Source organism: Citrobacter sp. LJND-P06 (genome assembly GCF_058188415.1).
Map to the genome: position 1 here is coordinate 3,769,501 of NZ_CP187317.1, position 17,622 is coordinate 3,787,122.

Genomic DNA, 17,622 nt, shown 5'->3' on the forward strand with positions numbered 1-17,622 from the left:
TTAACGTACCTTCAGCGTTGCCAGGCCAATAAGCACCAGCATCAGCGAAATAATCCAGAAGCGCACAATGACACGCGGTTCCGGCCAGCCTTTCAATTCATAGTGATGGTGAATCGGCGCCATGCGGAAAATACGCTGCCCGCGCAACTTAAAGGAACCGACCTGCAGGATGACCGACAGCGTTTCCACCACGAACACCCCACCCATAATCACCAGCAGGAATTCCTGACGCAGCAGCACGGCGATAATCCCGAGCGCGCCACCCAGCGCCAGTGAACCGACGTCACCCATAAATACCTGCGCCGGATAGGTGTTAAACCACAGAAAGCCTAACCCCGCACCGACAATCGCCGTACAGACGATCACCAGCTCACCGGCATGGCGTAAATAGGGAATGTGCAGGTAGCTGGCGAAGTTCATGTTACCGCTCGCCCACGCCACCAACGCAAAACCACCGGCCACAAACACGGTTGGCATAATCGCCAGGCCATCAAGACCATCGGTCAGGTTGACCGCGTTCCCCGTACCCACAATCACGAAGTACGCCAGCAGAACGTAGAACAGCCCCAACTGCGGCATCACGTCTTTAAAGAACGGCACCACCAGTTGAGTGGCTGGCGTATCTTTGCCCGCCAGATAGAGGGCAAACGCCACGCCTAATGCAATGACGGACATCCAGAAATACTTCCAGCGCGCAATCAGACCTTTCGTGTCTTTGCGTACCACTTTGCGATAGTCATCGACAAAACCAATAATGCCGTAGCCCACCAGCACGACCAATACACACCAGACATACGGGTTAGACGGGTAAGCCCACAGCAGCACAGAAACGACAATCGCGGTCAGGATCATAATGCCGCCCATGGTCGGCGTACCGCGCTTGCTGAAATGCGACTCCGGGCCGTCGTTACGCACAACCTGGCCAAATGACAATTTTTGTAAACGGGCAATCATGCGCGGGCCCATCCACAAAGAGATGAACAGCGCGGTCAGCAGGCTGACGATGGCGCGAAACGTCAGATACGAAAAGACGTTAAAGCCGGAATAATATTTGACCAAATGTTCGGCCAGCCAAACTAACATGTCCCATTCTCCTGTAATGCGCGTACTACCTCTTCCATGGCGGCACTACGTGAACCTTTCACTAAAACAGTCATTGTTTGATGCTCTGCAACCAGCGTCTTAAGACGCGCCACCAACGCAGGTTTGTCAGCAAAATGCTCGCCGACGCCGCTGGCGTTACTGATGGCCTGGCTCAGTTTCCCTGTACTCAATACACAATCGATACCTGCCGCTTTCGCCGCCTCGCCGACCTGCACATGGCACGCTTCGCTTTCTGCGCCCAGTTCCGCCATATCGCCAACCACCAACACACGAAAGCCCGGCATTTCAGAAAGAACCTGTACGGCAGCGGTCATCGACCCCACATTGGCGTTGTAGGAGTCATCAAGCAGCAGTTGATTTTCTGCCAGTGGGATCGGGAACAAACGGCCAGGTACGGCCGTTAAATTAGCCAGACCCGCTTTGATAGCCTCGAGCGGCGCACCAACCGCCATCGACAGCGCACTCGCAGCGAGCGCGTTGGCGATGTTGTGACGACCGGGTAACGGCAGCAGCACATCAATGCTGCCCTTCGGGGTTTGCAGAGTAAACGTCGTGCCATGCAGCGTCACATGGATATTGGTTGCCGTGAAATCACTGTTGGCGGCATTGGGCGAAAAGCGCCAGACAGGGCGATCGCCAATGATGCTCTGCCAGTTCAGCCAGTCGTTGTTGTCGGCATTGATGATGGCAATGCCGTTTTCCTGCAGACCGCTAAAAATTTCGCCTTTGGCTTTTGCCACGCCCGCCAGCGAGCCGAACCCTTCCAGGTGCGCCGCAGCGAGATTGTTCACCAGCGCCGCTTCCGGACGCGTCAAGCCGACGGTCCAGGCAATTTCACCCTGGTGATTAGCGCCTAATTCAATCACCGCATAGTCATAATCATGATTCAGACGTAGCAGCGTCATCGGCACGCCGATGTCGTTATTCAGATTACCGGCGGTGTATAAGGTGTTTCCGCACTGGCTCAGAATGGCCGCCGTCATCTCTTTAACCGATGTTTTACCGGATGAACCGGTTAACGCCACCACGCGGGCCAGCACCTGCGCGCGTACCCACGCCGCCAGTTCACCAAACGCCAGACGCGTGTCTTTGACAATCAGTTGCGGGAGGTCGATATCCAGCGGACGGCTGACCAGCAGCGCCCCTGCCCCGCCGGCTTTCGCTTTATCGGCAAAATCGTGGGCGTCGAAGCGTTCGCCTTTCAGCGCCACAAACAGGCAACCCGGCGTCAGTTGACGCGTATCGGTCGTTACCGCGTCCAGCGCCACATCGGCACCTTGCAACTCGCCGTGCAGAATCTCAGCCAGTTGGCTGAGCGTTACGTTAATCATGCGATAACCCCCAGCAGGCGCGCGGCGGTCACACGGTCGGAATAGTCGAGACGCTGGGAGCCGACTATCTGATAATCTTCATGGCCTTTACCCGCGATCAGTACGACGTCGTCTTCTTTCGCCTGCATAATGGCGTTGGTAACGGCTTCGGCACGACCTTCCATCACCTTCGCATGCCCGGCATCCAGCATTCCGGCAAGAATATCGTTGATAATGGCGCGCGGCTCTTCGGTACGCGGATTGTCGTCGGTCACTACCGCCACATCCGCAAATTGTTCCGCAATTGCGCCCATTAGCGGACGTTTGCCTTTATCGCGATCGCCGCCGCAGCCGAAGACGCACCACAGTTTACCCGCGCAATGCAGGCGTGCCGCTTCGAGCGCTTTTTCCAGCGCGTCAGGCGTATGGGCATAGTCAACAACGACGGTCGGTTTACCCGGCGCGCTGAAGACTTCCATGCGCCCGCAAACCGGTTGCAGGCGGGAGGCTGTTTTCAGCAGTTCTGCCAACGGATAATCCAACGCCAGCAGCGTAGCCAGCGCCAGCAGAAGGTTGCTGACGTTAAACGCGCCCATCAGGCGACTTTCAATCTCGCCTTCGCCCCAACTGGACGCAAAGCGAATGGTGGCTCCGCTGTCGTGGTAATTCACCTCAACGGCTTTCAGCCAACGGCCATGGCAGTCGGGATTAATGCGGTCTTCCATCGAAACAGCCACCGCGTCCGGCAGTTTCGCCAGCCAGCGACGACCGACGTCATCATCAGCATTAACAATCGCCTGACCGCAGTGATGCGTGGAGTACAGCAGCCATTTCGCCGCTTCGTAATGCTCCATATCGCCGTGATAATCGAGGTGATCACGACTTAAATTCGTAAAGACTGACGCCGCAAATTTCAGCGCTGCAACGCGGTGTTGTACCAAGCCGTGAGAAGAGACTTCCATCGCGCCGAGTGTCGCGCCTTGTTCTACCAGTCCCGCCAGCACATGCTGGACATCCACCGCTGAACCGGTGGTATTTTCCGTTGGGATCACTTTGCCCAGCAGACCATTGCCTACTGTTCCCATTACCGCGCTGGTTTCGCCGAGCAATTGGCTCCATTGCGCCAGCAGTTGGGTAGTCGTGGTTTTACCGTTCGTGCCGGTCACGCCTACCAGACGCATTCTTTCTGAAGGTTCATGATAGAAACGACCAGCCAGTGCAGATAAACGCTCGTTGAGCTGGCTGAGATAGATGACCGGAACGCCGTGCATTTCACGGATCTCACCGTCGGTCGCCTCATCTTTTGCCTCTGCAATAATGGCAGCCACACCTTGCGCTATCGCCTGCGGGATATATCGACGCCCGTCCGCCTGATGACCTTTTACTGCCACAAAGAGATCGCCCGATGCAGCCACACGGCTGTCGAGTGTCATCTCCCGCAGTGCTCGCTCCGGTGCGCCCGGCACCCATGGAGCAAGAAGGTCGCGCAAATTACGATCTGCCACCTGTTCCCTCGCCTTGATTAATTACGAATTCACTTTTCTCGCCCGTTGCCAGTGCGTCCGGTTCGATGTTCATGGTGCGCAGTACGCCGCCCATGATGGCACCAAAGACCGGCGCGGAAACGGCGCCGCCGTAGTATTTACCCGCCTGCGGGTCGTTGATAACAACAACCAGCGCAAAGCGCGGCTGACTCGCAGGCGCAACGCCTGCGGTATACGCAATGTATTTATTGATGTAGCGCCCATCCGGGCCCACTTTTTTCGCTGTACCGGTTTTAATGGCGATGCGATAGCCTTTGATCGCGGCTTTTACGCCACCGCCGCCCGGTAATGCCACGCTCTCCATCATGTGCACGACGGTACGAACGGTAGATTCCGGGAAGATACGCTCGCCCGGAACGGGCGGGTCAACTTTGGTAATTGAGAGCGGGCGATAGACGCCGTAGCTGCCAATCGTTGCATAGACTCGCGCTAACTGTAACGGCGTTACCATTAGCCCGTAGCCGAAAGAGAAGGTGGCCCTCTCTATGTCAGACCACCGTTGTTTTTGAGGATATAAGCCACTGCGTTCTCCGACCAACCCCAAATTGGTCGCTTTTCCCAGCCCAAAACGTGAGTAAGTATCTACTAACGCTGAGGACGGCATCGCTAACGCCAGCTTAGAAACACCGACGTTACTCGACTTCTGTAAAACCCCGGTCAGGGTCAGTTCGCTGTAACGCGCCACGTCTTTAATTTCGTGACCGTTAATTCGGTAGGGAATCGTGTTGAGTACGGTATTTTCGCGCACCACGCCGCGTTGAAGCGCGGTCATCACCACCATCGGTTTGACGGTTGACCCCGGTTCAAAGACGTCGGTAATGGTACGGTTACGCATGACATCTTTCTGCGTACCGGTCAGGTTGTTCGGGTTATAAGACGGGCTGTTGGCCATCGCCAGCACTTCGCCAGTGCTCACATCCACCAGCACGGCGCTGCCCGACTCCGCCTTGTTAAAGGCAACGGCGTTATTCAGTTCGCGATACACCAGCGCCTGTAGGCGCTCATCGATGCTCAACGCCAGGTTGTGCGCCGCCTGACTGTCAGTAGAAGAGATATCCTCAATGACGCGGCCATAGCGATCTTTACGCACAACACGTTCGCCCGGCTGCCCTGTAAGCCACTTATCAAAGCTCTTCTCAACGCCTTCAATACCCTGGCTGTCTACGTTGGTGAAACCAATGAGGTGAGCGGTCACTTCTCCGGAAGGATAGTAACGACGGGATTCTTCACGCAGATGAATACCGGGAAGCTTCAGCTTTTTGATGTAATCGCCAAGATCCGGGTTTACCTGACGTGCCAGATAAATAAAGCGGCCTCTGGGATTTGCATTAACGCGCGCCGCTAGCTGATCGAGCGGCATTTTCAGCGCATCAGCCAGCGCTTTCCAGCGATTATCCAGCGTAATGCCGCCGGCATCATGCAGCTCTTTCGGATCCGCCCAAATCGCTTTTACCGGGACACTCACTGCCAGCGGACGACCAGAGCGATCGGTTATCATACCGCGTGATGTTGCCACTTCCTGCACACGCAAAGAACGCATGTCACCCTGGCGCACCAGCATATCTGGCGCGATTATCTGCAGCCAGGCCGCACGACCCAACAGAAAAACCAGCGCCAGTAAAATGCAGCCGCACAGCAACGCAAAACGCCAACTGATAAAGTTGGGCTGTTCTTCCTGGCGTTTTGGTTTGAGCGTTTTTGCCGCTGCTTTCATGCGTCGCGTTTATCCTTATTTTTGCACTACGATATTTTCTTGTGAGGGATCAACATGCTGCATCTGCAGTTTTTCCGTTGCAATCCGTTCCACCCGGCTATGATCGCCGAGCGCATTCTCTTCAAGGATCAGGTTGCGCCATTCGATATCCAACGCATCCCGCTCCAGCACCAATTGCTCACGCTGTGCGGTCAATAGTCGCGTGTGATGCGCCGTGGTGACGACAGTCACCGCCGTCAAAATGATGCAAATGAACAGGCAGAGTGGCAGCTTCCCGTACCGCAAAAGATCGTCACCGATCACGCCAGGCAAAGCATGGCGCTCGTTGCTTCCTAATGATCCCTTAACTTTGCTGAGGGCATCTGTCACTCTGCTGATCATGCGTTCGTCCTCTCTGCAATTCGCAGAACTGAACTACGGGCGCGTGGATTCTCTGCCACCTCTTCTTCGCCCGGCATCAACTTGCCTAACGCTCGCAACTCACGGCCACCCAGTTTTTTGAGCTGATCTTCCGTCATCGGCAATCCTGCTGGTACTTGCGGACCGCGACTTTGCTCACGCATAAAGCGCTTCACAATACGGTCTTCCAGCGAGTGGAAACTGATGATGGAAAGTCGCCCTCCCGGGGCCAGCACGCTGAGCGAGCTTTTTAGCGCCTGCTCTATCTCCTCCAGTTCACTGTTCACCCAAATGCGCACCGCCTGGAAGGTACGGGTCGCGGGATGTTTGTGTTTGTCCTTCACCGGCGTCGCTGCCGCAATCACTTCAGCGAGCTCTTTGGTGCGGGTCATCGGTTCAATGCGGTTACGCTCAACAATGGCGCGCGCAATGCGTTTACCAAAACGCTCCTCGCCAAAGGTTTTGATAACCCAGGCGATGTCCGCTTCTTCAGCCGTTTGCAGCCATTCAGCCGCAGACTGGCCACGCGTTGGGTCCATTCGCATATCCAACGGGCCATCACGCATGAAGGAAAAGCCGCGCTCGGCATCATCAAGTTGCGGAGAAGAGACGCCAAGATCGAGAAGTATTCCGTCGATTTTACCCGTCAGTTCACGCTCGGCGACGTACTCAGCCAGCGCAGAGAAAGGCCCATGAATGATGGAGAAGCGAGGATCATTGATGGTTTGGGCAACGGCAATAGCCTGCGGGTCGCGATCGATTGCCAGTAAACGCCCGTTGTCGCCAAGTTGCGACAGGATCAGACGTGAGTGACCACCGCGACCAAATGTCCCATCAATGTAAATGCCATCAGGGCGAATGTTCAGACCGTTTACGGCCTCGTCCAGTAGCACCGTTGTATGTTTAAAATTTTCCATCATCATTATAGAGACAAGTCCTGCAGTCGCTCCGACAAGGTTTCGGTAACAGACTGCTCAGCGTCGATATCTTCCTTGACCCGTTGATACCAGGTCGTTTCATCCCACAGTTCAAATTTGTTGAACTGTCCAACCAGCATCACTTCTTTCGTCAGTGCGGCATGTTGCCGCAGAATCGGCGCGATCAATAGACGACCGGCACTGTCCATCTGACATTCGCTGGCATGTCCCAGGAGTAAGCGCTGTACGCGGCGCTCAACCGGATTCATGCTCGACAGACGCGATAATTTTTGCTCGATAACTTCCCATTCAGGCAGGGGGTACAGCAGCAGGCACGGGTGATGAATGTCAATGGTACACACCATTTGACCGGTAGCGCTCTCGAGCAGTTGATCCCGATAACGGGTGGGCACAGATAAGCGCCCTTTACTGTCGAGATTGACTAACGTTGCTCCCCGGAACATGCCAGCCTCACCCCCAATTACCACTTTATCCCACAAAATCCCACTTAAAGGAGTTTACGGAGCGGAGGAAAAGCTTGTCAAGCAAGTCAGGACGCTTACCGGAGTAAAAAACCCAATGTTTACGGCTAATATCAGCGTTGATTAAATTACGTCCAACGAACGAAGCAAATTAACGTTATGAATATTTGTAAGAAAAAAAAACAAAAACTCATTATCGTTTAAAACAACTCAATACTACCTGAAGAAAATATAAAGTGTCAGTTTGCGACGCGAGCGGCATTTTAGGACATATTGCAGCGGGATAACAGTACCTGTTTATCGGTCGCTATGCCCCTTACAGTCAGGGAGTGCGATGCGTTACCGCATCAGGTAAGGAAAGTGTTTGTTAATTCGGCAAATCCCCACAAGCATGTAACAAAATAATTCAAGAGTAACCTGCCATAACCACCCAATAACCGAAAATGGTTTGCGAGAGTACTATCAGGATTATTTATAAGACAGCTCAGCGAGATTTTAAGGAATAATCTTAATTCTGATACGGTTATTGATTTCCATTTTTTATTTCCCCCACACCGAAGCATTTTACGGCGCGGGGGTATTCACTCAGCTACGGCTAAGGACGCCACGGCGATACAAATTACGTTTGATACGTGTTAAACCCGGTTTTGGCTTGCGGGGTTCATCCAGACTCGCCAGAACAATCTCAAGAACACGCTCGGCGACATCGCGATGGCGTTGCGCCACGGCAAGCACCGGACATTGCAGAAAATCGAGCAGTTCATTATCACCAAATGTGGCGATAGCCAGTTCGGAAGGTAATTTACCGTCACGACGCAATGTCACATCCATCACGCCCTGCAACAGCGCAAAAGAAGTGGTAAACAGTGCCTGCGGCATCGGGTGCGTTTCCAGCCATTTTTCAAACAACTGCGCTGCGGCAGCCCGCTCGTAGCTGTTGGCATACAAGAAATTCACTTCACGCGGATCATCCTTCCACGCAGTACGGAATCCCTGTTCACGCAGGAAACTCACCGACAGTTCTGGCAACGCGCCCAAATAGAGCACCGTTTCCGCAGGGAATTTGCGCAGCTCTCCAGCCAGCATCTCCGCATCATCCTGGTCAGCGCCAACCACGCTGGTAAAATGTTCACGATCGAGGGCACGATCCAGCGCGACAATCGGGAATGAGTCATTCGCCCAGCGCTGATAGAAAGGATGCTCCGGCGGCAAAGAGGTCGACACAATGATCGCATCCACCTGGCGCTGTAAAAGGTGTTCGATACAGCGCATTTCGTTATCCGGCTGATCTTCTGAACAGGCGATCAGCAGTTGATAACCTCGCTGGCGCGCCTGGCGTTCCAGATAGTTTGCAATGCGGGTATAACTTGTGTTCTCAAGGTCAGGAATGACCAGACCAATAGAGCGAGTGCGTCCCGCACGCAGCCCGGCAGCCACAGCATTGGGGTGATAATTATGCTCGCGCACCACCGCCATGACTTTTTCAACGGTCTTGTCGCTCACGCGATATTGCTTTGCTTTTCCGTTAATAACGTAGCTTGCAGTTGTTCGCGATACACCGGCTAGCCGAGCGATTTCATCCAGTTTCACAATTGCCCCTTGCGTAAAAAGTACAAACCATAACCACTGAGACGGCATGGGTAAAATTTATAAACATCTAATCGCAGAATACGCACTGCGTGCAACCGCTTTTGTCTCTGGTTATTGCGGATTTCGCAAAAAAAAGCCCAACCGGTAACGTTGGGCCTGTGAAATCGGCGTAAGGTATTCCTTAGCGCATGATTTTATCACCGCGCGAAAGACCGACCACGCCTGAACGCGCAACTTCGACAATCTTCGCCACTTCGCGCAACGTTGCCAGGAAAGCATCCAGTTTTTCACTGGTTCCCACCAGTTGAACAGTATAAATAGACGGGGTGACGTCGATTATCTGCCCACGGAAGATCTCGGTGTTGCGCTTGACCTCTTCGCGCCCGTAGCCGCTGGCCTGGATCTTCACCAGCATGATTTCGCGTTCAACGTGCGACCCTTGCCCAAGCTCGCTCACCCGCAACACATCGACCAGCTTGTGCAATTGTTTTTCGATTTGTTCGAGGACTTTTTCATCCCCCACGGTCTGGATGGTCATACGCGATAATGTCGGATCGTCAGTCGGCGCGACGGTCAGGCTTTCAATGTTGTAGCCACGCTGCGAAAAGAGGCCGATCACACGCGACAATGCCCCTGACTCGTTCTCCAGCAATACAGATAATATCCGGCGCATAATCAGGTTCTCTCCGTTTTGCTTAACCACATTTCATCCATCCCGCCCCCGCGTATCTGCATAGGGTAGACATGCTCACTGCCATCCACCGTCACATCGACGAAGACCAGACGATTATTATGTACGTGCTCAAGGGCCTCGCTCAGTTTGCTTTCCAGCTCGCCCGGATGGTTAATCTGGATCCCAATATGACCATAGGCTTGCGCCAGACGGACAAAATCTGGCAACGACTGCATGTAAGATTGTGAATGGCGCCCCGAGTAGATCATGTCCTGCCACTGCTTAACCATCCCCAGATATCGGTTATTCAGGTTAAGCACCAGAACAGGCAATTCATATTGCAGCGCTGTCGACAACTCCTGGATGTTCATCTGGATACTGCCATCGCCAGTCACACAAACGACCGTTTCTTCGGGTAGCGCCATCTTCACCCCCAGCGCCGCTGGCAGACCAAACCCCATGGTGCCTAGCCCACCGGAGTTAATCCAGCGACGCGGTTTATCAAACGGGTAGTAAAGCGCGGCAAACATCTGGTGTTGGCCGACGTCGGAAGTGACGTACGCTTCACCTTTGGTGAGACGCCAGATTGCCTCGATCACCGCTTGCGGTTTGATGCTCTCACTTTGCGTGTCATATTTCAGACACTGGCGGGCACGCCAGCGTTCAATCTGTTGCCACCAGTCGCGAATATCATCCAACGGCTGCGCGGCGGACTCTTGCGGCAGCAATTCCAGCATCTGCTCCAGCACCAGACGCGCGTCGCCCACAATAGGCACATCTGCCGTCACGGTTTTTGAGATAGACGTAGGATCGATATCAATATGTAAAACGGTCGCATTTGGACAGTATTTTGCCAGGTTATTGGTTGTACGATCGTCGAACCGCACCCCCACCGCAAAAATCACATCCGCGTTATGCATGGTCATATTCGCTTCATACGTGCCATGCATGCCCAACATCCCTAAGGACAGTTGATGCGTTGCCGGGAATGCGCCAAGCCCCATTAATGAAGAGACAACCGGGAGATTAAGCGTCTCAATGGTCTGACGTAGTTCTTCGTGGCAGGCTGAATTTATCGCCCCGCCGCCCACGTAGACCACCGGTTTTTTCGCGGCCACCAGGGTTTGCAGCGCGCGCTTAATTTGCCCTTTATGCCCCGTCGTTGTCGGATTATACGAACGCATACTGACGGCATCCGGCCAGACATAAGGCAGTTTTTTCGCCGGGCTTAGAATATCTTTGGGTAAATCCACCACTACCGGGCCGGGCCGCCCGCTCGCCGCCAGCCAAAACGCTTTTTTAAGCACCTGAGGAATATCTTCCGTCTGCTTGACCAGGAAACTGTGTTTTACCACCGGGCGGGAGATCCCCACCATGTCGCATTCCTGAAACGCATCGTAGCCAATCAACGAGGTCGCCACCTGGCCGGAAAGGATCACCAGCGGAATAGAGTCCATGTAGGCCGTTGCGATGCCCGTGATAGCATTTGTCGCTCCGGGGCCTGACGTCACCAGCACCACGCCAACCTCACCGGTCGCCCGCGCTAACCCATCCGCCATATGCACGGCAGCCTGTTCATGACGCACCAGGACGTGATCAATTCCCCCCACCGTATGCAGTGCATCATAAATATCGAGAACTGCGCCCCCGGGATATCCGAAAACCTGTTTCACGCCCTGATCGATAAGCGATCGCACGACCATCTCGGCTCCAGACAACATCTCCATGGCTTGCCTCACTGTATGATGAATAACATTTGCTAAACACATTAACCGCTCGCCCTGATGCAGGCAATTCGGGCAGACGCCCGTAAACAGAGTGAGATTAGAATAAATGAGAGGAATGAAGGGATTTAATGGCGGATTACACCATGATACGCATTCGTGGTGACAATTAATCGCTTAAAAATGAGGAGTTACAGCAATTCCTCTATTTTTCAGGTTGTTCAGCATGAAGTCTGACGGTGAATTCAGTATAAAATTTCGCACTTATTAAAAAATGCAGAATAAACCAGATGCCGCGCCCTGATTTATTCTGCCCGTTTTATCGCTTGCAGACAGAAACCAATAATTCTTCCATCCACTGATGTCCTTTATCGCGACCTGCTGCTTCATGCCAGGAAAGATAACACGTCCGATTGTTCAGTTTTAAAGGTAAAGGTAATATTTGTAATTCTAATGAGTCTGCAAATTCTTCTGCCAGCCAGCGAGGGGCAATAGCAACCAGGTGCGTTTGCGAAACGACATTAAGCACGCTAATCATCGCCATACCTTGATAGGCAACACAGGCTTGTTTATCCGTTGAGTCATACCAGGGTTGGCTAAAAGACGCAAAACGATCGAGTGATACAACCGCGTGTTGTTCATTATACACATCGCTTTCCAGCAATGGGCCATTGATATGCGGGTGTTTTTTGCTGGCAACTAATACCATTTCATCATTAAACAACGGAATGCTAGTAAAATCAGGGCGACGAAACTCCTCATAACTAATAACAAATTCCGTTTCCTGGTAACGTAATTGATGTTCTGTGTCCTGATTTAATGACGATTTAAAAACAACATGTATATTTGGGGCAATTTGTTCTACACGATTATAAATAAGAGATGTCAGAATATTATCCAACGGGCTGCAGACACAAAGATTGAACACACGTTCGCTGCTGGTCGGTTCGAAGCCCGAACCCGGTAACTCATTCTGCACCAGTTGCAGCGCCTGCCGAACGGAACCGAATAGCTGAAATGCACGCGCTGTCGGCTGAATACCACGCCCGTACCGTACAAATAACTCGTCATTAAACATGACTTTCAAGCGTGCAACTGCGTTACTCACCGCCGGTTGTGACATCCCCAGAGAATGCGCAGCTCGCGTGATATTCTGTTCCTGCATTACCGCATCAAAAACAGTTAATAAATTGAGATCAACCATGCGAAGTTGCGGTTTTCCCATCTCTAAAAGATGCGGTTTATTTTTTACTTCTGGCATATTTAACTCCACTGTCACACTACACATCCTTTTCCTTGGGGGAATGCAGAAATAAACTCAGAAAATATGATTTACCATGCATATAGAATAAGAAAAAGAAAAATAAAAAAATTAGGAAAACATAAAGGCATCATTTAGAAAACGGTGAAAGATATGACAAACATAACGTGATGAATGTCACACCCAATAATTCACAACATTCAAATTGCGAAAGCAATATAACCATAAGCCCGACAAATATACAATCATGCGCTTGGTGAATGATTGTTTAAGTTTTAATTAAATATTTATATTAATACAACCCATATCCTTAACAGTAATTTATCAATATGATGCTAGTGAGGATAAAAACCCATTCACTGAAAATATAAAAACAATGTAAATCATAAAGATAAACAACACCTTTGCAAGACCATCCAAAGACCTTTCTTTACAACCAAATGAAAAAAAATATGCTTAAATATTTCAAATGATGAAAAATGTGACCGACCAACAATTAATTTGTCTCTTATTGGACTGATTACCCAGCACAATTAGCTAAAGTAAAAGACAGAATCCCCCACGCCACAACGGCATTTTACAGGGGACAGGGTTGACATCACACAACGTATCCAGTACCACTAAAAGCATATCGCTTTCGCCTGGAGTTTGATTAATGATTCGTAACGTTCGCTTCCTCAGCCTACTACTACTAAACGCATCCTCGTTGCGCGGTAGACTGGTGAGCGACATTCAGCATTAAGTCAACTTCCAGTAAGACAAAAAACCCGCGCCGCTGCGCGGGTTTTTTTATGCCTGATGCAAGGCGCTCTCAGAGACAAGGACTTAAACCATGAGCCAGCAAGTCATTATTTTCGATACGACCTTACGCGACGGTGAACAGGCGTTACAGGCAAGCCTGAGTGTGAAAGAAAAACTGCAGATTGCTCTGGCGCTTGAGCGTATGGGCGTTGACGTAATGGAAGTCGGTTTCCCTGTCTCTTCCCCTGGCGATTTTGAGTCCGTACAGACCATTGCGCGCCAGGTTAAAAATAGCCGTGTGTGTGCTCTGGCTCGTTGTGTAGAAAAAGATATCGATGTGGCGGCTGAGTCGCTGAAAGTCGCAGAGGCATTCCGTATCCATACGTTTATCGCCACCTCGCCGATGCATATCGCCACCAAATTGCGCAGCACGCTGGACGAAGTGATTGAACGCGCGGTTTACATGGTCAAACGTGCGCGCAATTACACGGATGACGTGGAATTCTCATGCGAAGATGCAGGCCGCACCCCGATTGCCGACCTGGCTCGTGTGGTCGAAGCCGCCATTAACGCAGGGGCAAGAACCATCAATATCCCTGACACCGTGGGTTACACCATGCCTTTCGAGTTTGCCGGCATCATTTCCGGGCTGTATGAGCGGGTTCCGAACATCGATAAAGCCATCATCTCTGTTCACACCCACGATGACTTAGGTCTGGGAGTGGGTAATGCGCTGGCCGCGGTGCATGCGGGCGCACGTCAGGTAGAAGGCGCAATGAACGGTATCGGCGAACGTGCCGGTAACTGTTCGCTGGAAGAGGTGATCATGGCGATTAAGGTGCGTAAAGATATCCTGAACGTACAGACCCGCATTCATCACCAGGAAATCTGGCGTACCAGCCAGTTAGTCAGCCAAATCTGCAACATGCCGATTCCGGCGAACAAAGCGATTGTTGGCAGCGGCGCCTTTGCCCACTCCTCCGGCATTCATCAGGATGGCGTGCTGAAAAATCGTGAAAACTACGAAATCATGACGCCAGAATCAATCGGCCTGAATCAGGTTCAGTTGAACCTGACGTCTCGCTCAGGCCGCGCGGCGGTAAAACACCGTATGGATGAGATGGGTTATAAAGAGGACGAATACAGCCTGGACAATCTGTATGACGCGTTCCTGAAACTGGCGGATAAAAAAGGTCAGGTATTCGACTACGACCTGGAAGCGCTGGCCTTCATTAACAAACAGCAGGAAGAGCCGGAGCATTTCCGTCTGGATTATTTCAACGTGCAGTCCGGCTCGAACGATATCGCCACGGCGTCCGTCAAACTGGCCTGCGGCAACGAAGTGAAGGCAGAAGCGGCCAACGGTAACGGCCCCGTCGATGCTATCTATCAGGCCATCAACCGTATCACTGATTACAACGTCGAGCTGGTGAAATACAGCTTAACGGCAAAAGGCCACGGCAAAGATGCGCTGGGCCAGGTGGATATCGTCGCCAACTATAACGGTCGCCGTTTCCACGGTGTCGGTCTGACGACAGATATCGTCGAATCCTCCGCCAAAGCGATGGTGCACGTCCTGAACAACATCTGGCGTGCGGCTGAAGTCGAAAAAGAGTTGCAACGCAAAGCTCAGAACAACGAAAACAACAAGGAAACCGTGTGATGTCGAAGAATTACCATATTGCTGTTTTGCCGGGCGACGGTATTGGCCCGGAAGTGATGGCGCAAGCCCTGAAAGTACTGGATGCCGTTCGCAACCGCTTTGCCATGCGCATTACCACCAGCCATTACGACGTCGGCGGCGCCGCCATCGACAATCACGGTCAGCCGCTGCCGCAGGCCACGGTTGAAGGGTGTGAGCAAGCGGACGCCATTTTATTTGGCTCGGTCGGCGGTCCAAAATGGGAAAATCTGCCGCCTGACCAGCAACCCGAGCGCGGCGCCTTACTGCCGCTGCGTAAGCATTTCAAATTGTTCAGCAACCTGCGTCCAGCCAAACTGTACCAGGGGCTGGAGGCATTCTGCCCGTTACGTGCGGATATTGCCGCCAACGGTTTCGATATCCTGTGCGTGCGCGAGTTGACCGGCGGGATCTATTTCGGTCAGCCAAAAGGCCGCGAAGGTCACGGTCAATATGAAAAAGCCTTTGATACCGAGGTCTATCACCGCTTTGAAATCGAGCGTATCGCTCGCATTGCTTTTGAGTCGGCCCGTAAGCGTCGTCATAAAGTAACGTCGATTGATAAAGCGAACGTGCTGCAAACGTCCATTCTGTGGCGCGAGATCGTCAATGAAATCGCGAAAGAGTATCCGGACGTTGAACTGGCGCACATGTACATCGATAACGCCACTATGCAGTTGATCAAAGATCCGTCTCAGTTCGACGTGCTGCTGTGCTCCAACCTGTTTGGCGACATCCTGTCTGACGAATGCGCCATGATCACTGGTTCCATGGGTATGCTGCCTTCCGCCAGCCTGAATGAACAAGGTTTCGGCCTGTATGAACCTGCGGGTGGCTCGGCGCCAGACATCGCCGGGAAAAACATTGCCAATCCGATTGCGCAAATCCTCTCTCTGGCGCTGCTGCTGCGCTATAGCCTGGACGCGAACGACGCCGCAACCGCAATAGAAAGCGCCATTAATCGCGCGTTAGAAGAAGGTATCCGCACCGGTGATTTGGCCCGTGGCGCTGCCGCAGTCAGTACCGATGAGATGGGCGATATCATCGCCCGCTACGTCGCAGAAGGGGTGTAATCATGGCTAAAACTTTGTATGAAAAATTGTTCGATGCACACGTCGTCTATGAAGCGCCGAACGAAACCCCGCTGTTATATATCGACCGTCATCTGGTGCATGAAGTGACCTCTCCGCAGGCATTTGATGGCCTGCGCGCGCATGGCCGTCCGGTTCGCCAGCCGGGTAAAACCTTCGCGACGATGGATCATAACGTCTCTACGCAAACCAAAGACATCAACGCGTCTGGCGAGATGGCCCGCATTCAAATGCAGGAGTTGATTAAAAACTGCAACGCGTTCGGCGTCGAGCTGTACGACCTGAATCACCCGTATCAGGGCATCGTCCACGTGATGGGCCCTGAACAGGGTATCACCCTGCCGGGCATGACCATTGTCTGTGGCGACTCCCACACGGCGACCCACGGCGCATTTGGCGCGCTGGCGTTCGGGATCGGCACCTCTGAAGTTGAGCATGTACTGGCGACGCAGACCCTGAAACAGGGCCGCGCCAAAACCATGAAAATCGAAGTGAATGGCACAGCGGCGCCGGGGATCACAGCAAAAGATATCGTACTGGCGATCATTGGGAAAACCGGCAGCGCCGGCGGTACCGGGCATGTGGTTGAATTTTGCGGTGACGCAATCCAGGCCCTGAGCATGGAAGGTCGTATGACGCTGTGCAACATGGCCATCGAAATGGGCGCGAAAGCCGGTCTGGTCGCGCCAGATGACACCACGTTCAACTATGTACAGGGTCGTCTGCACGCGCCGAAGGGGAAAGATTTTACCGACGCCGTCGCATACTGGAAAACCCTGAAGACCGACGATGGCGCCAAATTTGATACCGTCGTTACCCTGCAGGCGGAAGAGATAGCGCCGCAGGTCACCTGGGGCACCAACCCAGGCCAGGTCATCTCCGTGACCGAAAATATTCCCGATCCTGCATCATTTGCCGACCCGGTCGAACGCGCGTCCGCCGAAAAAGCGCTGGCCTATATGGGACTGAAACCCGGTATTCCGTTAACGGAAGTGGCTATTGATAAAGTGTTTATTGGCTCCTGCACCAACTCGCGGATTGAAGATTTGCGTGCGGCGGCAGAAATTGCCAAAGGCCGTAAAGTGGCTCCGGGCGTACAAGCGCTGGTCGTGCCAGGCTCTGGCCCGGTGAAAGCCCAGGCGGAAGCCGAAGGTCTGGACAAGATCTTCATCGAAGCCGGTTTTGAGTGGCGTTTACCCGGTTGCTCCATGTGTCTGGCAATGAACAACGATCGCCTGAATCCGGGTGAACGTTGCGCTTCCACCAGCAACCGTAACTTTGAAGGTCGTCAGGGACGCGGTGGACGGACACACTTAGTCAGCCCGGCCATGGCCGCCGCCGCCGCCGTTACCGGTCATTTTGCCGACATTCGCAGCATCAAATAAGGAAAC

15 protein-coding genes are annotated in these 17,622 nt (G+C 52.8%); 4 read left to right on the forward strand and 11 right to left on the reverse strand.

Annotated elements, in window-relative coordinates; all coding sequences use genetic code 11:
- The 11 genes from mraY to leuO all read right to left on the reverse strand — a co-directional run bounded on the left by mraY (nt 1) and on the right by leuO (nt 12,718).
- Nucleotides 1–1,083: a phospho-N-acetylmuramoyl-pentapeptide-transferase gene (gene mraY / locus ACO7SM_RS17860; RefSeq protein ID WP_490468619.1), complete on the reverse strand. Its 1,083-nt coding sequence runs from the start codon at nt 1,081–1,083 to the stop codon at nt 1–3.
- Nucleotides 1,077–2,435 (reverse strand): UDP-N-acetylmuramoyl-tripeptide--D-alanyl-D-alanine ligase, encoded by a 1,359-nt coding sequence (gene murF, locus ACO7SM_RS17865; protein ID WP_490468620.1) that lies wholly within the window; start codon nt 2,433–2,435, stop codon nt 1,077–1,079. The genes mraY and murF overlap by 7 nt, the downstream gene beginning before the upstream one ends.
- Nucleotides 2,432–3,919: a UDP-N-acetylmuramoyl-L-alanyl-D-glutamate--2,6-diaminopimelate ligase gene (gene murE / locus ACO7SM_RS17870; RefSeq protein WP_490468621.1), complete on the reverse strand. Its 1,488-nt coding sequence runs from the start codon at nt 3,917–3,919 to the stop codon at nt 2,432–2,434. Before murE ends, murF begins: the two co-directional genes overlap by 4 nt.
- Entirely contained in the window at nt 3,906–5,672 is a 1,767-nt protein-coding gene (locus ACO7SM_RS17875) for a peptidoglycan glycosyltransferase FtsI (RefSeq protein ID WP_203358933.1), read from the reverse strand. Before ACO7SM_RS17875 ends, murE begins: the two co-directional genes overlap by 14 nt.
- 15 nt (nt 5,673–5,687) lie before the next feature.
- Nucleotides 5,688–6,053 carry a cell division protein FtsL gene (gene ftsL / locus ACO7SM_RS17880; RefSeq protein ID WP_192611074.1) on the reverse strand — a complete coding sequence of 122 codons (366 nt, stop codon included), beginning with the start codon at nt 6,051–6,053 and terminating at the stop codon, nt 5,688–5,690.
- Nucleotides 6,050–6,991 carry a 16S rRNA (cytosine(1402)-N(4))-methyltransferase RsmH gene (rsmH, locus tag ACO7SM_RS17885; protein WP_192614295.1) on the reverse strand — a complete coding sequence of 314 codons (942 nt, stop codon included), beginning with the start codon at nt 6,989–6,991 and terminating at the stop codon, nt 6,050–6,052. The genes ftsL and rsmH overlap by 4 nt, the downstream gene beginning before the upstream one ends.
- Before the next feature lie 2 nt (nt 6,992–6,993).
- The gene (mraZ, locus tag ACO7SM_RS17890) at nt 6,994–7,452 is read right to left on the reverse strand and encodes a division/cell wall cluster transcriptional repressor MraZ (protein WP_203361319.1); all 459 of its coding nucleotides are present in this window, start codon (nt 7,450–7,452) and stop codon (nt 6,994–6,996) included.
- Between the two features lie 603 nt (nt 7,453–8,055).
- A complete protein-coding gene (gene cra / locus ACO7SM_RS17895) occupies nt 8,056–9,060 on the reverse strand; it encodes a catabolite repressor/activator (RefSeq protein WP_490468622.1) in 1,005 nt (334 codons plus the stop codon).
- 181 nt (nt 9,061–9,241) lie between these two features.
- Nucleotides 9,242–9,733: an acetolactate synthase small subunit gene (gene ilvN / locus ACO7SM_RS17900; RefSeq protein ID WP_490470978.1), complete on the reverse strand. Its 492-nt coding sequence runs from the start codon at nt 9,731–9,733 to the stop codon at nt 9,242–9,244.
- Nucleotides 9,734–9,735: 2 nt separating this feature from the next.
- A complete protein-coding gene (gene ilvI, locus ACO7SM_RS17905; RefSeq protein ID WP_490468623.1) occupies nt 9,736–11,460 on the reverse strand; it encodes an acetolactate synthase 3 large subunit in 1,725 nt (574 codons plus the stop codon).
- A 316-nt stretch (nt 11,461–11,776) separates the two neighbouring features.
- Nucleotides 11,777–12,718: a transcriptional regulator LeuO gene (gene leuO / locus ACO7SM_RS17910; RefSeq protein ID WP_490468624.1), complete on the reverse strand. Its 942-nt coding sequence runs from the start codon at nt 12,716–12,718 to the stop codon at nt 11,777–11,779.
- 655 nt (nt 12,719–13,373) lie between these two features.
- On the opposite strand from leuO, the gene leuL reads away from it, so the two are divergent.
- The 4 genes from leuL (at nt 13,374) to leuC (ending at nt 17,616) form a co-directional block, all read left to right on the forward strand.
- Nucleotides 13,374–13,460 (forward strand): leu operon leader peptide, encoded by an 87-nt coding sequence (gene leuL / locus ACO7SM_RS17915; protein WP_192614293.1) that lies wholly within the window; start codon nt 13,374–13,376, stop codon nt 13,458–13,460.
- Nucleotides 13,461–13,550: 90 nt separating this feature from the next.
- On the forward strand, nt 13,551–15,122 hold the full coding sequence (gene leuA / locus ACO7SM_RS17920) for a 2-isopropylmalate synthase (RefSeq protein ID WP_203358937.1): 1,572 nt from the start codon (nt 13,551–13,553) through the stop codon (nt 15,120–15,122).
- Nucleotides 15,122–16,213: a 3-isopropylmalate dehydrogenase gene (gene leuB, locus ACO7SM_RS17925; RefSeq protein ID WP_490468625.1), complete on the forward strand. Its 1,092-nt coding sequence runs from the start codon at nt 15,122–15,124 to the stop codon at nt 16,211–16,213. Before leuA ends, leuB begins: the two co-directional genes overlap by 1 nt.
- 2 nt (nt 16,214–16,215) lie before the next feature.
- Entirely contained in the window at nt 16,216–17,616 is a 1,401-nt protein-coding gene (gene leuC, locus ACO7SM_RS17930; RefSeq protein WP_490468626.1) for a 3-isopropylmalate dehydratase large subunit, read from the forward strand.
- Nucleotides 17,617–17,622: the final 6 nt, after the last annotated feature.

Coding starts and splice junctions, on each gene's coding strand:
- mraY (WP_490468619.1), bottom strand. CDS start 1,083: ATGTTAGTTTGGCTGGCCGAACATTTGGTCAAATATTATTCCGGCTTT.
- murF (WP_490468620.1), bottom strand. CDS start 2,435: ATGATTAACGTAACGCTCAGCCAACTGGCTGAGATTCTGCACGGCGAG.
- ACO7SM_RS17875 (WP_203358933.1), bottom strand. CDS start 5,672: ATGAAAGCAGCGGCAAAAACGCTCAAACCAAAACGCCAGGAAGAACAG.
- ftsL (WP_192611074.1), bottom strand. CDS start 6,053: ATGATCAGCAGAGTGACAGATGCCCTCAGCAAAGTTAAGGGATCATTA.
- rsmH (WP_192614295.1), bottom strand. CDS start 6,991: ATGATGGAAAATTTTAAACATACAACGGTGCTACTGGACGAGGCCGTA.
- mraZ (WP_203361319.1), bottom strand. CDS start 7,452: ATGTTCCGGGGAGCAACGTTAGTCAATCTCGACAGTAAAGGGCGCTTA.
- ilvN (WP_490470978.1), bottom strand. CDS start 9,733: ATGCGCCGGATATTATCTGTATTGCTGGAGAACGAGTCAGGGGCATTG.
- ilvI (WP_490468623.1), bottom strand. CDS start 11,460: ATGGAGATGTTGTCTGGAGCCGAGATGGTCGTGCGATCGCTTATCGAT.
- leuO (WP_490468624.1), bottom strand. CDS start 12,718: ATGCCAGAAGTAAAAAATAAACCGCATCTTTTAGAGATGGGAAAACCG.
- leuL (WP_192614293.1), top strand. CDS start 13,374: ATGATTCGTAACGTTCGCTTCCTCAGCCTACTACTACTAAACGCATCC.
- leuA (WP_203358937.1), top strand. CDS start 13,551: ATGAGCCAGCAAGTCATTATTTTCGATACGACCTTACGCGACGGTGAA.
- leuB (WP_490468625.1), top strand. CDS start 15,122: ATGTCGAAGAATTACCATATTGCTGTTTTGCCGGGCGACGGTATTGGC.
- leuC (WP_490468626.1), top strand. CDS start 16,216: ATGGCTAAAACTTTGTATGAAAAATTGTTCGATGCACACGTCGTCTAT.